Raw genomic sequence first — 2,196 nt, forward strand, 5'->3', positions numbered from 1 at the left:
TCGTACTTGTAGAGCGCGCCCTCACCGACGCCCGGCACGAACAGCTCCCAGACACCGCTCGAGCCCAGCGAACGCATCGGGTGGCCGGTCCCGTCCCAGTGGCAGAAGTCCCCGCAGACCCTGACCCCGCGCGCGTTCGGCGCCCACACCGTGAATCGTGTACCGCGGACTCCTCCATGCGTCATCACACGGGCACCGAGCGCCTTCCAGAGCTGCTCGTGGCGCCCTTCACCGATGAGGTGCAGGTCGAGTTCGCCGAGGGCCGGCAGGAAACGGTAGGCGTCGTCCGACTCCAGTACGGTGTCCTCATAGGCCACCAGGAGTCGGTATTCCGGAATCCCGGGCAGCGCCAGCAACCCCGAGAAGAAGCCGTCACCGTCGTCATGCAGCTCGGCCCAGGCGTCCGCCGTCACGATGGTGACCGAGAGCGCGGCCGGGCGCAGTACACGGAAGACCACCCCGCCCGCCACGGGATGGGCACCCAGCACCGAGTGCGGATCGTGGTGCGTCCCCGACAGCAGCCGGTCCCGGTCGCCCGGTGTCGCGGGCGCGGCCACCGGAGTGCCCAACTGCGGTGATCTGTACGGTGGTTGTGCAGCGGTCTCGAGAGTCACGAGGTCAGCCTCCTCCGTCCGCGGCGCCTGCCAGTCGCGCGACCGCCGCCATCGGGACCGGCAGCCAGTCGGGGCGGTGCCGGGCCTCGTACACGACCTCGTACACCGCACGGTCCGTCTCGTAGGCGCGCAGCAAACCCGGTTCCGCCCGGGGATCCCACCCCGCTGCGGCTGCGTAGCCCGCGCAGTACGCCTCGCGGCAGCGCAGCGCCCACTCGGGGTCCCAGGGCCGTCGGGCGTGGGCGGCGTAGTCGAAGGAGCGGAGCATGCCCGCGACATCGCGCACCGGGGACTGCGAGCGCCGTCGCTCGGGCAGAGGGCGGGCCGGCTCGCCCTCGAAGTCGATGACATGCCACTTCTGTTCCGCGCGCAGTACCTGGCCCAGATGCAGGTCGCCGTGGATGCGCTGAGCGGGCCGTGGCACATCCAGCGCCGCCAGTTCGGTGAACGCCGACCGCAGTCCGGACGCGTACGGCAGCAGGTCCGGCACGGCGTGGATGGCATTCCGAAGGCGCTCCACCATCCCGGACGCGAGCCGACTGCTCTCGGCCGGGCCCTGCGACTTCACGGGGAACGCGACGGCCAGCGCCAGATGCACCTCGGCCGTTGCCCGCCCCATCTCGAAGGCCTCCTCGGTGAACTCGTTCGACGAGGCGAGTGCCTCGAGAGCCTGGGTCCACCCGTCGACGCCGCCGCGCAGGAACGGCTGGAGCACACCGAGCGTCGCGTTCCACGGGCTCGTCGTGCGGAACCAGGCCACCGGGGCGGGCACCCGGGTGCACCCCTGCCGGGCCAGCGCCCAGGGCACTTCCAGATCCGGGTTGATTCCCGGCCGTACCCGCCGGAAGATCTTCAGGATGTAGGAGTCCCCGTACACCAGCGAGGAGTTGGACTGCTCGGCTTCGAGGAGCCGCGGAGCCAGTCCGGCGGGGATCGACACCCGCCAGTCACGCTCGAAGCGGAGCGTGCCCGTGGTGTCCGACGTGCGCAGCCGCTCCAGGAGCAGGGATGCCGAGCGTGGGTCCTGGAGAGCGTCGTACACCGGCAGACCCGCGAGGGGGCCCTCGGTCGCACGCCCGATGAAGGCCGGGGAGGGCCGCGGTGACAGCGACTCCCCTGTGTTCAGGAAGAGTTGATAGCAGTCGTGGGCCGAGGCGCCGCCCGGCCCGCGTATCGCCGGCGGTTCGGCGTGATCGGCGCGGATCAGGACGTGCAGGCAGTCCGGATGCAGCTCGGTCACCGACAACAGCGCCAGATCCGTGACGGGCCGTCCCTTTCCCGCGAACCAGCGCTGACGCGGCAGCCACTCACGCAACAGCCCGGAGAGCGAGGGCAGCAGCGCAGCGGCACCGAGGCTGTCCGGGCGGAGCGTTGCGGTCTGGGTCTTCGCCATGGCGTCGCGTCCTTTCCCTGACGGCCGGCGGATCAGCGCGGAGTGTCAACCGCCCACGAACAGGTTCACCTTGGTGGCCTGCGGGACGTTCTTGCGGAGTCGGAACCAGTAGAAGCCGTGGCCTGCGAGGGTGAGCAGGTAGGGGAGTTCGCCGATGGCGGGGAAGCGGACTCCGCCGATGAGTTCCAC

The 2,196-nt window shown here is 70.7% G+C and carries 3 protein-coding genes; all 3 read right to left on the reverse strand.

Annotated elements, in window-relative coordinates:
* The coding region (locus ADL25_RS09000) for a GlgB N-terminal domain-containing protein (protein ID WP_416070709.1) at nt 1–614 on the reverse strand (614 nt) is incomplete at its 3' end.
* 4 nt (nt 615–618) lie between these two features.
* Nucleotides 619–2,007: a maltokinase N-terminal cap-like domain-containing protein gene (locus ADL25_RS09005; protein WP_059127140.1), complete on the reverse strand. Its 1,389-nt coding sequence runs from the start codon at nt 2,005–2,007 to the stop codon at nt 619–621.
* A gap of 45 nt (nt 2,008–2,052) precedes the next feature.
* A partial coding sequence (locus ADL25_RS47970; RefSeq protein ID WP_159044903.1) for an alpha-glucosidase C-terminal domain-containing protein occupies nt 2,053–2,196 on the reverse strand: 144 nt, incomplete at its 5' end.

The sequence above is a fragment of the Streptomyces sp. NRRL F-5122 genome (assembly GCF_001507435.1).
Classification (GTDB): Bacteria; Actinomycetota; Actinomycetes; order Streptomycetales; family Streptomycetaceae; genus Streptomyces; species Streptomyces lannensis.

Coding starts and splice junctions, on each gene's coding strand:
- ADL25_RS09005 (WP_059127140.1), bottom strand. CDS start 2,007: ATGGCGAAGACCCAGACCGCAACGCTCCGCCCGGACAGCCTCGGTGCC.